Genomic DNA, 15,008 nt, shown 5'->3' with positions numbered 1-15,008 from the left:
GTTCGTGCCGAAGCCGCTCAGTCTCTCCTTCGATCCGATCGCGCGCGCCGACGAACGCTGGAAGCAGCGCTGGGGAAACGTGCCGTCCATGGCGGCGATCACCTCGATCATGCGTGCCCAGCAGATCCTCCTCGCCGAGGTCGACGCGGTGGTCAAGCCGTACGGGCTGACGTTCGCGCGCTACGAGGCGCTGGTGCTGCTCACCTTCTCCAAGTCCGGCGAGCTGCCGATGTCCAAGATCGGCGAGCGGCTCATGGTGCATCCCACGTCCGTGACGAACACCGTGGACCGGCTCGTGAAGTCGGGCCTCGTCGACAAGCGGCCCAACCCCAACGACGGGCGCGGCACCCTCGCCAGCATCACCGAAAAGGGCCGTGAGGTGGTCGAGGCGGCCACCCGCGACCTGATGGCGATGGACTTCGGGCTCGGGGTGTACGACGCGGAGGAGTGCGCCGAGATCTTCGCGATGCTGCGGCCGCTGCGGATCGCAGCGGGGGACTTCGAGGAGGGGTGACCCGGGCCAAGATCTCCCGGAACGGGTGGTTACGCTCGACGGCATGAAAAAGAGCGTGCTGACCCGCTACCGCGTGATGGCCTACGTCACCGGTGTGCTGCTGGTCCTGCTGACCCTCGGCGTCATCGCCAAGTACCTGCTCGACATGAACGGCGCCGCCGACTTCACCCGCGTCGTCGGCATCGCGCACGGCTGGCTGTACGTCGTGTACCTGATCTTCGCCTTCGACCTGGGCTCCAAGGCGAAGTGGCCGGTGGGCAAGCAGCTGTGGGTGTTGCTCGCCGGGACCGTTCCGACGGCCGCGTTCTTCGTGGAGCGAAGGATCAGCCACGAGCTGGAGGCCAGGGTCGCGGAGGACTCGCCCGCGACCGCCAAGGCGTAACCGCACCGCCGTACGGGCGAACGTACGGCGGTCTGCCATCGACATTTACTTGGACGTCCTAGTAAATTCGAGGGTATGGACGCTGACGCCATAGAGGAAGGCCGCCGCCGCTGGCAGGCCCGGTACGACTCCGCGCGCAAGCGCGACGCGGACTTCACCACGCTCTCCGGCGACCCCGTGGAGCCGGTGTACGGGCCCCGGCCCGGCGACAGGTACGACGGGTTCGAGCGGATCGGCTGGCCCGGGGAGTACCCCTTCACCCGCGGCCTGTACGCCACCGGCTACCGGGGGCGTACCTGGACCATCCGGCAGTTCGCCGGGTTCGGCAACGCCGAGCAGACCAACGAGCGCTACAAGATGATCCTCCGCAACGGCGGAGGCGGGCTCTCGGTCGCCTTCGACATGCCCACGCTCATGGGCCGTGACTCCGACGACCCGCGTTCGCTGGGGGAGGTCGGGCACTGCGGCGTCGCGATCGACTCGGCGGCCGACATGGAGGTCCTGTTCAAGGACATCCCACTGGGTGACGTGACGACGTCCATGACCATCAGCGGCCCGGCCGTGCCCGTCTTCTGCATGTACCTGGTCGCCGCCGAGCGGCAGGGCGTCGACCCCTCCGTCCTGAACGGCACGCTCCAGACGGACATCTTCAAGGAGTACATCGCCCAGAAGGAGTGGCTCTTCCAGCCGGAACCGCATCTGCGGCTCATCGGCGACCTGATGGAGCACTGCGCGGCCGGCATCCCCGCGTACAAGCCGTTGTCCGTCTCCGGCTACCACATCAGGGAGGCCGGGGCGACGGCCGCGCAGGAGCTGGCCTACACACTGGCGGACGGCTTCGGATACGTGGAGCTGGGGCTGTCCCGCGGGCTGGACGTCGACGTCTTCGCCCCCGGTCTGTCCTTCTTCTTCGACGCGCACGTCGACTTCTTCGAGGAGATCGCGAAGTTCCGGGCGGCCCGGCGGATCTGGGCCCGCTGGATGCGGGACGTGTACGGCGCCCGGTCCGAGAAGGCCCAGTGGCTGCGCTTCCACACGCAGACCGCAGGGGTCTCGCTCACCGCCCAGCAGCCGTACAACAACGTCGTACGGACGGCCGTGGAGGCGCTGGCGGCCGTGCTCGGCGGGACGAACTCGCTGCACACCAACGCCCTCGACGAGACCCTCGCGCTGCCCAGCGAGCAGGCGGCGGAGATCGCGCTGCGCACCCAGCAGGTGCTGATGGAGGAGACCGGCGTCGCCAATGTGGCCGACCCGCTGGGCGGCTCCTGGTACGTCGAGCAGCTCACGGACCGGATCGAGGCCGACGCCGAGAAGATCTTCGAGCGGATAAGGGAGCGGGGAGTGCGGGCGCACCCGGACGGGCAGCACCCGATCGGGCCGATCACCTCCGGGATCCTGCGGGGCATCGAGGACGGCTGGTTCACCGGCGAGATCGCGGAATCGGCGTTCCGGTACCAGCAGGCGCTGGAGAAGGGCGACAAGAAGGTCGTCGGGGTGAACGTCCACACCGGCTCGGTGACCGGCGATCTGGAGATCCTGCGGGTCAGCCATGAGGTGGAGCGGGACCAGGTCCGGGTGCTCGGGGAGCGGAAGGCCGGGCGGGACGACGCGCGGGTCCGTGCGGCGCTCGACGACATGATCGCCGCGGCGCGGTCGGACACGAACATGATCGAACCGATGCTGGAGGCGGTACGGGCCGAGGCGACCCTCGGCGAGATCTGCGGGGTGCTGCGGGACGAGTGGGGGGTGTACACGGAGCCTGCGGGGTTCTGAGGTCCGCGGCAGCGTGAACAGATCTGGGCGTCCCCGCGCGACCTGGTCGCCCGAAGGGGGCCCGCTCCGGCGAAGAGGAACCGGCGGTGCCCGCCGAGCCGCCGCGCACCGAGGAGCGGGCCGGGCAACTCGCCGAGCTGCTCGACGAACGCGCCCGGCCCGACCCCGACTTCAGCGGGCCGCCAGGGTGAGCGGGGGCCGCCGCTCAGCCGGTGGCCGGGTCCGCGGCTTCTGCCGCCAGGCCCCTGAGCAGGACCAGCGTGAAGCCGCGGACCCACTCCTCGTCGACCGGCTGCCCGCTCACCAGCGTGCGGTGGACCACCGCTCCCGCCACCATGTCGAAGATCAGGTCCGCGGTGCGGGACGCTGTGGCCGGGTCCGTTTCGGGCGGGAGTTCGCCTCTCTCCTGGGCTCGGGACCTGCCCTCCACGACCAGGCGTTTCTGGCGGTCGACCACCGACGCGCGGATACGGCTCCGCAGGGCGTCGTCGCGGGTGGCCTCCGTGACCACCGCCATGAGGCCGCTCTTCGCCTCCGGGCGGGCCAGGATGGCGGCGAACTGCAGGACGACGCCCTCGATGTCCGCGGCCAGTGAGCCGCTGTCCGGGAGCTGAAGTTCGTCGAAGAGTTCCGCGACCGCGTCGACGACCAGTTCGTTCTTGCCCGCCCAGCGGCGGTACAGCGTCGTTTTCGCAACCCCGGCGCGGCTCGCGACGTCTCCCAAGGTGAGCTTGGACCAGCCCAGTTCGACCAGCGCCGCCCGCGTCGCGGCCAGGATCGCGGCGTCCGCCGTGGCGCTGCGCGGGCGCCCGGTGCGGCTGGCTGGGCTGCGGCTCGGCATGGGATGACCATAAACCGGCGTTTCCCGCGAGGCCGTGAGGGAGATCACCGAAGGGTGGTGTTCCGGCGGTGGAGTGTGGCATTACGCTACGACTCGTAGCGAAAGCCCGTGGGGGACGTACACGGGCTGGAGTGACATGGCGTGGGGTGGGGACCCGGCGCCGAAGGGCACCGGCCGGCCCGGCTTTCACACCGTTTTTCACACGCGGTCGCAGTACGGGGGAGGATAGGCGCATGCAGCCACGGAACATGTCCATGAGCGGAGTCGTCGACCTCGCCGCGGTGAAGGCGGCCCAGGAGGCCAAGGCGAAGGCGGAGCAGGCGCGTGCGCAAGCCGCCCGGGAGGGCGGCACGGGGGCGATCTCCCCGGCCGACCTCGTCATCGACGTCGACGAGGCGGGGTTCGAGAGGGACGTCCTCCAGCGGTCCGCCGAGGTGCCCGTCGTCATCGACTTCTGGGCCGAGTGGTGTCAGCCCTGCAAGCAGCTGAGCCCGGTCCTGGAGCGGCTGGCCGTCGAGTACAACGGCCGCTTCCTGCTCGCCAAGATCGACGTCGACGCCAACCAGATGCTGATGCAGCAGTTCGGCATCCAGGGGATCCCGGCGGTGTTCGCGGTCGTCGCGGGGCAGGCGCTGCCGCTCTTCCAGGGGGCCGCGGGCGAGGCGCAGATCCGGCAGACGCTGGACCAGCTGGTGCAGGTCGCCGAGCAGCGCTTCGGCCTGACCGGCCTCGCCGTCGACCCCGAGGCCGACCCGGGCGGCGCCCAGCCGGCGCCCGAGCGGCCGGCCGGTCCGTACGACGGCCTCCTCGAGGCCGCCGTGCAGGCGCTGGACTCGGGTGACCTGAGCGGTGCCGTCCAGGCCTACAAGAACGTACTGAACGAGGACCCGGGCAACGAGGAGGCCAAACTGGGCCTCGCCCAGGCCGAGTTGCTCCAGCGGGTGCAGGGTGTCGACCCGCAGCGGGTGCGCAGGGACGCGGCCGAGAAGCCGGCCGATGTGCAGGCGCAGATCGCCGCCGCCGACCTGGATCTGGTCGGCGGCCATGTGGAGGACGCCTTCGGCCGGCTCATCGAGACCGTGGGGCGTACGGTGGGTGACGACCGGGACACCGTACGGATGCGGCTGCTGGAGCTGTTCGAGGTGGTCGGACCCGAGGATCCGCGGGTGATCGCGGCGCGCAGGGCCCTGGCCCGGGCCCTGTTCTGACCAGTCGTTAAACGCGGGGGCCTGTGGCGCCCGCGTGAAGGATTTGCCGACGCAGCGTCACGGCGGCCGCGCTTTACCAAAACTTGGTAATCGCGGCCGCTGTTACTGCGAGTAAGTCAGGGCCGTTGATCTGTCGGTTTCTGTCCAGCGATCAACAGCTTTGTACCGCGGTTCGGCGCCACCCTGTGTCGTCGTCCGAGACCGGGGGGTCGTTGTTCGGTTATCCCGCCGTTACTAGTCAGTAACGAACCCCCTTGTGCGGGCGGCGAGAATGCACCACGATCGGCCACGCTCGGTCCATTCCCGTACCCCGGCAGCCGGTTGGGTCGCGGGACGTCCTTGGGTCCCCACCGAGCAGAGCCGGCGGCAGTGGCGCCGGCTCTTGGACAGGGGGGTCTTCGCCCACCCGGCGAAGCCTGTCCAGCAGGGTTGTGCGTGATGCGTGTCAGGCGCGACCAGTGGTTGTCGCTCGGGGGTGATCGCCGGTGATTCGGGCGCGAGTTGCGCCTCCGAGTGCAGGCGCTCTCCTTCCCGAGGACGTAGCACTTCTCCCATCCCTGCCCGGCTGAGCCGCGACTCGGGGCGAGCCAGGACAGGAGATGTACGTCCGAGAAGGAGGAAATATGGAGTCCCAGGTGCGTGGCGGGACCAGATGGAAGCGGTTCGCTGTGGTGATGGTGCCCAGCGTCGCCGCCACGGCTGCGATAGGTGTCGCCCTCGCGCAGGGCGCTCTCGCCGCGTCGTTCAGTGTCTCCGGGCAGTCGTTCAAGGTCACGACCGACCAGCTCGTCGGAGAGGGCTTCTCGCAGTACGGCGCCCTCGACGAGGGGTACACGCTCGACGGCAAGAAGGCTGTGCACCCGGTCGCGGTCTCGTCGTTCAAGTCGGCGACGATCAAGAACCTGTGCCAGTCGGTCGTCACCCCGAACATTCCGGTGCTCGGGAACGTCAGCCTGATCCTGCGTGCGGGTCAGGGTGCCAAGCCGGTCGAGGCCCAGAACCTCTACATCGATGTCGCCGACCTCAGCGCCGACGCGACGTTCGAGAACATCGACATCGGTGTGGCCGCCAAGGACGCCAACAAGGGTCCGGCCATGAGGAAGGGCGAGACGTCGAACCCGTACGGCTTCGCCCAGCAGGCGGACCGGGCGACCCTGACCGACGTGAAGCAGACGGCGTGGGCGACCACCGCCGGAACCTTCAAGCTCAGCGGCCTGAAGATGTCGCTGTCGACGGGTGTCAAGGAGTGCTACTAAGCACTCGATGACGGGCGGGGGAGCCGGTGGCGCCCCCGCCCGTCCACCTTCCGGCCGGGCCTTCACGGACGGCCCACATCACCACCACAGCAACGCCGTACCAGGGAGCTGTTTTTCCATGAGCGCCGAGACTCCTGCCGCAGACGGCCAGTTCACTCTCCGGAGGCAGCAGTTCCGCGCCTGGCGGGGTACGCGGCCGTTCTGGGCCGGGCTGTTCGTCCTGCTCAGCGGACTGCCCATCGCCTACTTCCCGTACGCGAACCTCCAGATCGGTCACCTGACGCTGGCGATGGCGACCACCGCGGGTGCCGGTTCCCTGATCATCGGCGTGCTGCTCGTCGTGCTGGGCGTCAGCCTCTGGTTCCAGAAGCACGTCCGCGTCTTCGCCGGTGTCGCGGCGATCCTGCTGGCGCTGGTGTCCATCCCCGTGTCCAACCTCGGCGGCTTCCTCATCGGCTTCTTCCTCGCCCTCGTGGGCGGGGCGATGGCCGTGGCCTGGGCGCCGGGCCCGCCGCCCGCGGGGCAGCTCGCCGCCCACGCGACCACGGGCACGGGCGAGGCCCCCGGCGCCACGGACCACGACACCACGGTGCTGCGGCCCGTGGACGGGGCGGGCCAGCCGAACGATCTGTCAGGAACGAACCCGGCCAACGGGGCGAACGGGAGGCACAGTGCCGGCTGACGAGGTGACCCACGGGGCTGATGTGGAGGCGTCCCGTGTGAGAACCGGGCCGCGCCACGCGGCACCCAAGAAGCCGCTGTTCACCAGGTTCAACAGGCCCGCGGGCAAGGCGATAGCCATGGCGGCGATGCCGACGGCGGTCCTCATGGGCATGGGCTTCACATCCACGCTCGCCATCGCCGACAGCGACAGCCCGGCGACGCCGACGTCGAAGAGCCTGACGGCCGACGAGTACAAGGAGTGCGTGGCGGCCCTGGAGGACGCCAAGGACCCCAAGGGCGACGACTCCGCCTCGCCCACGCCGTCCCCCTCGGCGAGCGACGGCTCGAAGGACGACAGCGCCGACCAGGGCGGGACGGCTCCCACACCGTCCCCCTCGTCCGGCGGAGGCGGCACGGGCGCGGACACGGGCGACTCCTCTTCGTCGGATTCAGGTTCCGACGACAAGGGCGACCCCGAGCCGGCCCCCTCCCCGAGCGCGCCCGACGGCGACTCGGCCGCCACCCCGTCCCCCTCGCCGTCCGAGAGCGGCGGCAACCTGCTGGAGGACATCGGCGACGCCATCGGCGGCATCTTCAACGGCGGGAACACGGCCGGCGCCGGCCCGAGCCCCACCCCGTCCGCCTCCGCGTCCGACAGCACCGGGACGAAGGACGACGACGCCGCCGGCTCGGTGAAGGACACCACCGAGAAGGCCGCCGGCACGGTCGAGGACACCGTCAAGGACACCACCGGCAAGGCGTCGAAGACGGCCGAGGACACCGGCGAGGCCGTCGAGAAGGCGGCGGAGCAGGCGAGCAAGGCGGCGCAGGAGGCCGGGCAGGCCACCGCCTCGCCCAGCCCGTCCCCGAGCTCCTCCACGGACGCCGGGGACTGCCCGGCCGCCACCGACGCCGAGGGCGGCGTCGACAACAAGGTGCCGCTGCCCGACGACCCGTGGTTCCTCAACGCCAGCTCGCTGACGCTCAAGGGCGCCGACTACAAGGGCGTCGTCGAGGTGCGCACCGCCAACGGCACCGTCAAGAAGGTCCTGAAGTACGTCATCTCCGGCGGCACCGACATCGGCGACCTCCACCAGACGGTCAAGGACAAGCAGTCCGGCAAGACCTACCACGTGCAGGCGGCCAAGGGCTCGACGTCCACGATCCGCGACGGCGACACGGTGATGTACACGGAGAGCATCTCCGGCAACCTGCTCGGACTGATCCCGATCACGTTCGACCCGGAGCACCCGCCGCCGCTGAACATCCCGCTGATCTACTTCACCAACGTCAAGGTCCAGCAGGCCGGCCAGTTCGGCGGGACGCTGCACGTGCCCGGGCTGCACAACTTCGTCACCGACTGAACGCCTCTCAAGGCCCGTTCGGGAGCCGCACACGCCGAGGGCGCCCCCTGAAGTCCAGGGGGCGCCCTCAGCGCCGTACACGGGCCCTCAGGCCCTTTTCCGGGTCAGTCCCTGGCGCCGCCGCCCAGGTGGTGGACGCGCACCATGTTGGTGGTGCCGGGGACGCCGGGGGGCGAGCCGGCCGTGATGACCACGATGTCGCCCTCGTCGAAGCGGTTCAGCTTCACCATCTCCTGGTCCACCAGGTCGACCATCTCGTCGGTGCTGTTCACGAACGGCACGACGTGCGGCTCCACGCCCCAGCTGAGCGCGAGCTGGTTGCGGGTGGACTCGTCCGTGGTGAACGCGATGATCGGCTGGACCGCGCGGTAGCGGCACAGCCGGCGGGCGGTGTCGCCGGACTGGGTGAAGGCCACCAGGCCCCGGCCGCCGAGGAAGTCGGCGATCTCGCAGGCGGCACGGGCCACCGAACCGCCCTGCGTGCGCGGCTTCTTGCCCGGGACGAGCGGCTGCAGGCCCTTGGACATCAGCTCCTGCTCGGCCGCGGTGACGATCTTCGACATCGTCTTGACGGTCTCGATCGGGTACGCGCCCACGCTTGACTCGGCGGACAGCATGACCGCGTCGGCGCCGTCCAGGATCGCGTTGGCCACGTCGGAGGCCTCGGCGCGGGTCGGACGGGAGTTGGTGATCATCGACTCCATCATCTGGGTCGCCACGATCACCGGCTTGGCGTTGCGCCGGCACAGCTCGATCAGGCGCTTCTGCACCATGGGGACCTTCTCGAGCGGGTACTCGACGGCGAGGTCACCGCGGGCGACCATCACACCGTCGAACGCCATCACGACGTCCTCCATGTTCTGCACCGCCTGCGGCTTCTCCACCTTGGCGATGACCGGGACGCGGCGGCCCTCCTCGTCCATGATGCGGTGCACGTCCGCGACGTCCTTGGCGTCCCGGACGAACGACAGCGCGACCAGGTCGCAGCCCATGCGGAGCGCGAAGCGGAGGTCCTCGATGTCCTTCTCGCTCAGCGCGGGCACGTTGACGGCCGCGCCGGGCAGGTTGATGCCCTTGTGGTCGGAGATGACGCCGCCCTCGATGACGATCGTCTTCACCCGGGGGCCCTCGACCTCGGTGACCTTCAGCTCGACGTTGCCGTCGTTGATGAGGACCTGGTCGCCCTTGGTCACGTCGCCGGGCAGGCCCTTGTAGGTCGTCCCGCAGACCGTCTTGTCGCCGGGGACGTCCTCGGTGGTGATGGTGAACTCGTCACCGCGGACCAGCTCCACAGGACCCTCGGCGAAGGTCTCCAGACGGATCTTGGGGCCCTGGAGGTCGGCGAGGACCCCGATGGCCCGGCCGGTCTCCTTGGCGGCGGCACGGACCCGGTCGTACCGGCCCTGGTGCTCGGCGTGCGAGCCGTGGCTGAAGTTGAAGCGGGCCACGTTCATCCCGGCTTCGATCAACGCGACAAGCTGCTCGTGGGAGTCGACCGCGGGGCCGAGAGTACAGACGATTTTCGAACGGCGCATGGGGGCGATCCTATCGGTTTGTTTCGCAACGGAATATTCCGTCTGGCGGAAAATACAAAAGGGCGGGATGCCGCTCAGGTGTGATTCCCCGAACCAATTACCAGCGCGTAGGTCTGTGTCGCGATCTCCAATTCCTCGTCAGTGGGCACCACCGCCACAGCGACCCGGGCACCCTCGGGCGAGATCAGCCGCGCCTCGTCGCCGCGTACGGCGTTGCGCTCGCCGTCCACCGCCAGGCCCAGCTCCTCCAGACCCGCCAGGGCGGCCTCCCGCACGGGCGCCGCGTTCTCGCCGACACCGGCGGTGAAGGCCACCGCGTCCACCCGTCCGAGGACGGCGTAATAGGCGCCGATGTACTTCTTCAGGCGGTGAATGTAGATGTCGAACGCCAGCTCCGCCTGCTCGTCGCCCTCGTCGACGCGGCGGCGGATCTCCCTCATGTCGTTGTCACCGCACAGTCCGATCAGACCGCTCTTCTTGTTGAGAAGAGTGTCGATCTCGTCGGCGGACATTCCACCAACACGCATCAAATGGAAGATGACGGCCGGGTCCATGTCTCCCGAGCGCGTACCCATCACGAGCCCCTCCAAAGGCGTCAGCCCCATGGAGGTGTCCACGCAGCGCCCGCCCCTGACGGCCGATGCGGACGCCCCGTTGCCCAGGTGCAGCACGATCACGTTCGTCTCGGCGGGGTCCTTGCCGAGCAGTTTCGCGGTGGCCCGGGAGACATAGGCGTGGGAGGTGCCGTGGAAGCCGTAGCGCCGGATGCGGTGCTCGTCGGCCGTCTTCACGTCGATCGCGTAGCGGGCCGCCGACTCCGGCATGGTCGTGTGGAACGCGGTGTCGAAGACGGCGACCTGCGGCAGGTCGGGCCGCAGCGCCCGGGCCGTGCGGATCCCGGTGAGGTTGGCCGGGTTGTGCAGCGGGGCGACCGGGATGAGCCGCTCGATCTCGGCGAGCACGGCGTCGTCGATCACGGTCGGCTCGGTGAAGGACTTGCCGCCGTGCACCACCCGGTGCCCGATCGCGGCCAGTTCGGGCGAGTCCAGGCCGAGACCGTCCTTGGCGAGCTCCTCGGCGACGGCCTTCAGGGCGGCGTCGTGGTCGGCGATCGCCCCGCCGCGCTCCCGGCTCCCGCCGCCGGCCGGGGTGTGCTTCAGCCGGGAGGTCTGCTCGCCGATGCGCTCGACCAGGCCCACCGCCAGCCGGCTGTTGTCGCGCATGTCGAGCAGCTGGTACTTCAGCGACGAGGAGCCGGAGTTGAGGACGAGGACACGGGTGGGGCTCACAGGGCGGTTGCCTTCTCGCTCGGGGACGGGGCGGGGGACTGGGCCTGGATCGCCGTGATGGCGACGGTGTTGACGATGTCCTGGACGAGGGCGCCCCGGGACAGGTCGTTGACGGGCTTGCGCAGACCCTGGAGCACCGGGCCGACGGCGATCGCGCCGGCCGAGCGCTGCACGGCCTTGTAGGTGTTGTTGCCGGTGTTCAGGTCGGGGAAGATCAGCACGCTCGCCTGCCCGGCGACCTCGGAGCCGGGCAGCTTGGTCGCCGCGACCGACGGCTCCACGGCGGCGTCGTACTGGATCGGGCCCTCGATCTTCAGGTCGGGCCGGCGCGTGCGGACCAGCTCGGTGGCCTCGCGGACCTTGTCGACGTCGGCGCCGGAGCCGGAGGTGCCCGTGGAGTACGACAGCATGGCGATGCGCGGCTCCACGCCGAACTGCCCGGCCGTGGTGGCCGACTGGATGGCGATGTCGGCGAGCTGCCGGGCGTTCGGGTCCGGGTTGACCGCGCAGTCGCCGTAGACGAGGACCTTGTCGGCCAGGCACATGAAGAACACCGACGAGACGATGTCGGCGTCCGGCTTGGTCTTGATGATCTCGAAGGCGGGGCGGATGGTCGCGGCCGTGGAATGCACCGAACCCGACACCATGCCGTCGGCGAGGCCCTCCTGGACCATCAGCGTGCCGAAGTAGTTCACGTCGGAGACGACGTCGTACGCCAGCTCCACGGTGACGCCCCGGTGGGCGCGCAGGGCCGCGTACTGCTCGGCGAAGGCGTCGCGCAGGTCGGAGGCGGCCGGGTCGACCAGCTGGGACTCGCCGAGGTCGATGCCGAGGTCGGCGGCCTTCTTGCGGATCTGGTCGACCGGGCCGAGCAGGGTCAGTTCGCACACGCCCCGGCGCAGCAGCACCTCGGCGGCGTGCAGCACGCGCTCCTCGGTGCCCTCGGGCAGGACGACCCGGCGCAGGTCGGAGCGGGCCCGCTCCAGCAGCTTGTGCTCGAACATCATCGGCGTGACGCGGTCGCTGCTCGGGGCGGAGACGCGGCGGGCGAGGCCGGCGGTGTCGGCGTACCGCTCGAACAGGCCGAGCGCCCGCTCCGCCTTGCGCGGGGTGGCCGCGTTGAGCTTGCCCTCCAGGGAGAACAGCTGCTCGGCGGTGGGGAAACTGGTGCCGGCCACGGACAGCACCGGGGTGCCGGGCGCGAGGCGGTCGGCGAGGGTGAGGATGTCGTCGCCGGGCACCTCGTCCAGGGTGAGCAGCACGCCCGCCAGCGGCGGGGTGCCGGCGCTGTGCGCGGCGAGCGCGCCGACGACCAGGTCGGCCCGGTCGCCCGGGGTGACGACGAGACAGCCCGGGGTCAGGGCGCCCAGGAAGTTCGGCAGCATCGCGCCGCCGAAGACGAAGCCGAGCACGTCCCGGGCCAGCCCCGAGTCGTCGCCGAGGACCACCTTGGCGCCGAGGGTGTGGCCGATCTGCGAGACGGTCGGGGCGGACAGCGCGGGCTCGTCGGGCAGGACGTAACACGGCACGGGGAGCCGGGAGCCGAGCCGGGCGGCGATCTCGTCGCGGTCCTCGCGCGCCACCCGGTTGGCGACCATGGCCAGCACGTCGCAGCCCAGCGTGTCGTAGGCCCGGTAGGCGTTGCGCGTATCGGCGAGCACCGACTCCACGGTCTGCTGCCGGCCGCCCACGACCGGGATCACGGAGGCGCCGAACTCGTTGGCCAGCCGGGCGTTGAGCGACAGTTCGTCCGGGAGCTGGGTGCCGGCGTAGTCGGTGCCGAGGACCAGGACCACGTCGTAGTCGCGGGCGACCAGGTGGAAGCGGTCGACGAGCGTGGACACCAGCTCGTCCGTGCCGGCCTCGGCCTGGAGGGCGGACGCCTCGTGGTAGTCCATGCCGTAGACGGTCGCCGGGTCCTGGGCGAGCCGGTAGCGGGCGCGCAACAGCTCGAAGAGGCGGTCGGGCCCGTCATGGACGAGGGGACGGAAGACGCCCACCCGGTCCACCTGCCGGGTGAGGAGCTCCATGACCCCCAGTTCGACGACCTGGCGGCCGTCGCCGCGGTCGATGCCGGTCACGTACACGCTGCGGGTCACGCGCGCTCTCCGTTTCGTCTCGAGTGGGGGTGCGTATCAAGCCAACGGCTATCCAGCCAGGGGCACAAAAATCGCCCACCGAGGTGAGCAGAACCCTCTTGACAATACCTCCGTCGATAGATAAGGCGCCCATCCGTCTCGGGTGCCACACCGGGCTGTGGAGCGTGAAACAATCGGCAGAGGCTCACCGGTGTCAACAGCGAGCAGGAGACACAGCACGATGCGTATCGGAGTTCTCACCGCAGGCGGAGACTGCCCCGGCCTGAACGCCGTGATCCGGTCGGTCGTGCACCGGGCGGTCGACAACTACGGCGACGAGGTCATCGGCTTCGAGGACGGTTACTCGGGCCTGCTGGACGGCCGCTACCGCACCCTCGACCTGAACGCGGTCAGCGGCATCCTGGCCCGTGGCGGCACGATCCTGGGGTCGTCCCGGCTGGAGCGCGACCGGCTCCGCGAGGCCTGCGAGAACGCCTCCGACATGATCCACGAGTTCGGCATCGACGCGCTGATCCCGATCGGCGGCGAGGGCACGCTGACGGCGGCCCGCATGCTGTCCGACGCCGGTCTGCCGGTGGTCGGCGTCCCGAAGACGATCGACAACGACATCTCGTCGACCGACCGCACCTTCGGCTTCGACACGGCGGTCGGGGTCGCCACGGAGGCGATGGACCGCCTGAAGACCACCGCCGAGTCCCACCAGCGGGTGATGGTGGTGGAGGTCATGGGACGCCATGCGGGCTGGATCGCGCTGGAGTCCGGCATGGCGGCCGGTGCGCACGGGATCTGTCTGCCGGAGCGGCCGTTCGACCCGGCCGATCTCGTGAAGATGGTCGAGGAGCGCTTCGCCCGCGGCAAGAAGTTCGCGGTCGTCTGCGTCGCCGAGGGCGCCCACCCCGCCGACGGCACCATGGACTACGGCAAGGGCGCGATCGACAAGTTCGGCCACGAGCGCTTCCAGGGCATCGGCACGGCACTCGCCCTTGAGCTGGAGCGCCGGCTCGGCAAGGAGGCCAAGCCGGTCATTCTCGGCCACGTCCAGCGCGGCGGCTCGCCCACCGCGTACGACCGGGTGCTCGCCACGCGGTTCGGCTGGCACGCGGTGGAGGCCGCGCACCAGGGGCGGTTCGGCAGGATGACCGCGCTGCGCGGGACGGACATCGTGATGGTGCCGCTCGCGGAAGCCGTCACCGAGCTGAAGACCGTGCCGAAAGACCGCATGGACGAGGCCGAGTCGGTCTTCTAGAGCGGCCGCGCCTGCGTTGGGCCAGGGCCCTGGGCCGGGCTCTTCTGGATCCGCGCCCAGAAGTGCTCGACGATCCGGTCGAGGAAGTCGCGGGCCGCGTCGCCGGCGTCGCTGCCGCCGCCGCCCCAGCTCAGCGTGGCGGCCATGTGCCCCTGGTAGTCCTGGTGCAGCCCCTGGAGGGCCCCCTCCAGGAACGGCCGGTCCAGGGGCACGACCTTGGCCACCGGACGTACGTAGGCCTGCCAGCGGGTGGTGACGGCGTTGCGCAGCAGTTCGCCGAGCTTGGCGTCGCGGCCCGTGACGGAGACGAAGTCGGGCAGGCGCAGGCCGAGCAGCTCGGCGAGGGCGGCGGACTGGCGGTCGGTGCCGCGCCAGGTGTCGGTCTCCTCCATCCGCAGATAGGCGTGGAGTTCGTGTCCCACGGCACGGGCCACGTCCTCCGGGGCGAAACCGCGGGCGATGCGGTGCTCGCGCAGGGTGCGGGGTCTGTCGATGAGTTCACCGGGCGAGCACCACAACACCCCTGCGAGTGCGGTGAGTTCGGAGCCGGAGGGGGTCGCGGCCCCGCGTTCCCAGGCCATGACGTGGCCCGGGGTGATGTGCGGGTGCCCGTAGGAGACGCGTATGTCGTGGGCGACGTGCTCGGGTGTCATGCCGAGGGCCGCGCGCAGCCGTCGGGCGGCGGGGGCGTTGAAGGGCGGGGGCGTCGGGGTGGCGGGCGCGGGGTGGGGTGCGGGCTGGCTCGGGCGGGCTGAAGGTCGGCGCACGGGCCACAAGCTAGGGGTGTCGGGCTGCGGTGACTACGGTCTGTTCGGCCAGGATCACGGATTGTAGG

13 protein-coding genes are annotated in these 15,008 nt (G+C 70.3%); 8 read left to right on the top strand and 5 right to left on the bottom strand.

The annotated features are described in order from the left end of the window. Window positions 1-4: 4 nt before the first annotated feature. From ACFZDA_RS31120 to ACFZDA_RS31110, 3 genes are all read left to right on the top strand, one after another. Window positions 5-514 carry a MarR family transcriptional regulator gene (locus ACFZDA_RS31120; protein WP_391088199.1) on the top strand — a complete coding sequence of 170 codons (510 nt, stop codon included), beginning with the start codon at window positions 5-7 and terminating at the stop codon, window positions 512-514. Between the two features lie 43 nt (window positions 515-557). Beyond that, on the top strand, window positions 558-896 hold the full coding sequence (locus ACFZDA_RS31115; RefSeq protein ID WP_391088197.1) for a DUF3817 domain-containing protein: 339 nt from the start codon (window positions 558-560) through the stop codon (window positions 894-896). 75 nt (window positions 897-971) lie between these two features. Further along, complete coding sequence (locus ACFZDA_RS31110; RefSeq protein WP_391088195.1) at window positions 972-2,672, top strand: methylmalonyl-CoA mutase family protein; 1,701 nt, start codon at window positions 972-974, stop codon at window positions 2,670-2,672. A gap of 205 nt (window positions 2,673-2,877) precedes the next feature. Here ACFZDA_RS31110 and ACFZDA_RS31105 read toward each other — a convergent pair whose 3' ends face one another. Then, window positions 2,878-3,513, bottom strand: a complete 636-nt coding sequence (locus ACFZDA_RS31105) for a TetR/AcrR family transcriptional regulator C-terminal ligand-binding domain-containing protein (RefSeq protein ID WP_391088193.1) — start codon at window positions 3,511-3,513, stop codon at window positions 2,878-2,880. A 233-nt stretch (window positions 3,514-3,746) separates the two neighbouring features. On the opposite strand from ACFZDA_RS31105, the gene ACFZDA_RS31100 reads away from it, so the two are divergent. The 4 genes from ACFZDA_RS31100 to ACFZDA_RS31085 all read left to right on the top strand — a co-directional run bounded on the left by ACFZDA_RS31100 (window position 3,747) and on the right by ACFZDA_RS31085 (window position 8,004). Beyond that, on the top strand, window positions 3,747-4,721 hold the full coding sequence (locus tag ACFZDA_RS31100) for a tetratricopeptide repeat protein (protein ID WP_391088191.1): 975 nt from the start codon (window positions 3,747-3,749) through the stop codon (window positions 4,719-4,721). 623 nt (window positions 4,722-5,344) lie between these two features. Next, window positions 5,345-5,977, top strand: a complete 633-nt coding sequence (locus tag ACFZDA_RS31095) for a DUF6230 family protein (RefSeq protein WP_391088189.1) — start codon at window positions 5,345-5,347, stop codon at window positions 5,975-5,977. Window positions 5,978-6,095: 118 nt separating this feature from the next. Beyond that, the gene (locus tag ACFZDA_RS31090; RefSeq protein WP_391088187.1) at window positions 6,096-6,659 is read left to right on the top strand and encodes a DUF6114 domain-containing protein; all 564 of its coding nucleotides are present in this window, start codon (window positions 6,096-6,098) and stop codon (window positions 6,657-6,659) included. Further along, window positions 6,649-8,004 (top strand): hypothetical protein, encoded by a 1,356-nt coding sequence (locus ACFZDA_RS31085; protein ID WP_391088184.1) that lies wholly within the window; start codon window positions 6,649-6,651, stop codon window positions 8,002-8,004. Before ACFZDA_RS31090 ends, ACFZDA_RS31085 begins: the two co-directional genes overlap by 11 nt. 104 nt (window positions 8,005-8,108) lie before the next feature. On the opposite strand, the gene pyk is transcribed toward ACFZDA_RS31085, so the two are convergent. The 3 genes from pyk to pta all read right to left on the bottom strand — a co-directional run bounded on the left by pyk (window position 8,109) and on the right by pta (window position 12,927). After that, entirely contained in the window at window positions 8,109-9,539 is a 1,431-nt protein-coding gene (pyk, locus tag ACFZDA_RS31080) for a pyruvate kinase (protein ID WP_391088182.1), read from the bottom strand. Window positions 9,540-9,613: 74 nt separating this feature from the next. Further along, window positions 9,614-10,828 (bottom strand): acetate/propionate family kinase, encoded by a 1,215-nt coding sequence (locus tag ACFZDA_RS31075; RefSeq protein WP_391088181.1) that lies wholly within the window; start codon window positions 10,826-10,828, stop codon window positions 9,614-9,616. Continuing rightward, on the bottom strand, window positions 10,825-12,927 hold the full coding sequence (pta, locus tag ACFZDA_RS31070; RefSeq protein WP_391088179.1) for a phosphate acetyltransferase: 2,103 nt from the start codon (window positions 12,925-12,927) through the stop codon (window positions 10,825-10,827). Before pta ends, ACFZDA_RS31075 begins: the two co-directional genes overlap by 4 nt. A gap of 220 nt (window positions 12,928-13,147) precedes the next feature. Between pta and ACFZDA_RS31065 the strand changes: the two genes are divergently transcribed. Then, on the top strand, window positions 13,148-14,173 hold the full coding sequence (locus ACFZDA_RS31065; RefSeq protein WP_391088177.1) for an ATP-dependent 6-phosphofructokinase: 1,026 nt from the start codon (window positions 13,148-13,150) through the stop codon (window positions 14,171-14,173). Here ACFZDA_RS31065 and ACFZDA_RS31060 read toward each other — a convergent pair. Next, window positions 14,170-14,949, bottom strand: coding sequence for a helix-turn-helix domain-containing protein (locus ACFZDA_RS31060; protein ID WP_391088176.1), 780 nt, complete (start codon window positions 14,947-14,949; stop codon window positions 14,170-14,172). The genes ACFZDA_RS31065 and ACFZDA_RS31060 overlap by 4 nt on opposite strands. Window positions 14,950-15,008: the final 59 nt, after the last annotated feature.

Source organism: Streptomyces sp. NPDC007991 (assembly GCF_042958445.1).
Lineage (GTDB): Bacteria > Actinomycetota > Actinomycetes > Streptomycetales > Streptomycetaceae > Streptomyces.
This window is presented reverse-complemented; position numbering and strand designations above follow the sequence as displayed.

Bases quoted from the DNA above. Each gene is read 5' to 3' on its own strand.
- pyk (WP_391088182.1), bottom strand. From the start codon at position 9,539: ATGCGCCGTTCGAAAATCGTCTGTACTCTCGGCCCCGCGGTCGACTCC.
- ACFZDA_RS31090 (WP_391088187.1), top strand. From the start codon at position 6,096: ATGAGCGCCGAGACTCCTGCCGCAGACGGCCAGTTCACTCTCCGGAGG.
- ACFZDA_RS31095 (WP_391088189.1), top strand. From the start codon at position 5,345: ATGGAGTCCCAGGTGCGTGGCGGGACCAGATGGAAGCGGTTCGCTGTG.
- ACFZDA_RS31115 (WP_391088197.1), top strand. From the start codon at position 558: ATGAAAAAGAGCGTGCTGACCCGCTACCGCGTGATGGCCTACGTCACC.
- ACFZDA_RS31105 (WP_391088193.1), bottom strand. From the start codon at position 3,513: ATGCCGAGCCGCAGCCCAGCCAGCCGCACCGGGCGCCCGCGCAGCGCC.
- ACFZDA_RS31065 (WP_391088177.1), top strand. From the start codon at position 13,148: ATGCGTATCGGAGTTCTCACCGCAGGCGGAGACTGCCCCGGCCTGAAC.
- ACFZDA_RS31110 (WP_391088195.1), top strand. From the start codon at position 972: ATGGACGCTGACGCCATAGAGGAAGGCCGCCGCCGCTGGCAGGCCCGG.
- ACFZDA_RS31100 (WP_391088191.1), top strand. From the start codon at position 3,747: ATGCAGCCACGGAACATGTCCATGAGCGGAGTCGTCGACCTCGCCGCG.